Source organism: Halorubrum sp. Atlit-28R (assembly GCF_003665955.1).
Taxonomy (GTDB): domain Archaea; phylum Halobacteriota; class Halobacteria; order Halobacteriales; family Haloferacaceae; genus Halorubrum; species Halorubrum tropicale.
Genome location: NZ_QPLS01000174.1, coordinates 1 through 485 on the forward strand (window position 1 = coordinate 1; position 485 = coordinate 485).

The window sequence follows — 485 nt, forward strand, 5'->3', positions numbered from 1 at the left end:
CAGCCTGGTTCGATGTCGTGGCATTGCGTGCCGACACAGTAGCTTTGCTGGACTTTTTGAAATCGCCCTTTTTTCTAGCCGATGCGATCGATAAAGCGGACCAGATAATCAGCATTGAACTGGCGCTGCGCCGCGCCAATGTCCTCGGCGGATGGCAAGCCGTTACCGCGGCGCTGAAACATACGCCTTCGGCACAGGCCATACTGAAACGCATTGAAGAGCAGGCGGCATTGTGTGTTGGCCGAAAGAATGTGGCGGAATGGATCGGCATCACAGATAGTGTGCTCGATGCATTGGACATACGTACTGCGCTTGAGAGCGACGCGGCTGGTCTGCAAGTGCTTGAAATGCTGGAAGCGATTCGCCACGATTGCGCTGTACTGGCCCAAGTGTTTTCGTTTTCGGAGTGGCGGGCGTTTATCAGCCTGCAATTGGAAACCACTGCATTTGTACCGGCCGACACTGATGACAGGGTGGTGATGTTG

The 485-nt window shown here is 54.6% G+C and carries 1 protein-coding gene; it reads left to right on the forward strand.

The features are described from left to right. Positions 1-485, forward strand: a 485-nt coding sequence (locus DVK06_RS18785; protein WP_199718791.1) for a hypothetical protein, incomplete at both ends; no start/stop codon positions are given.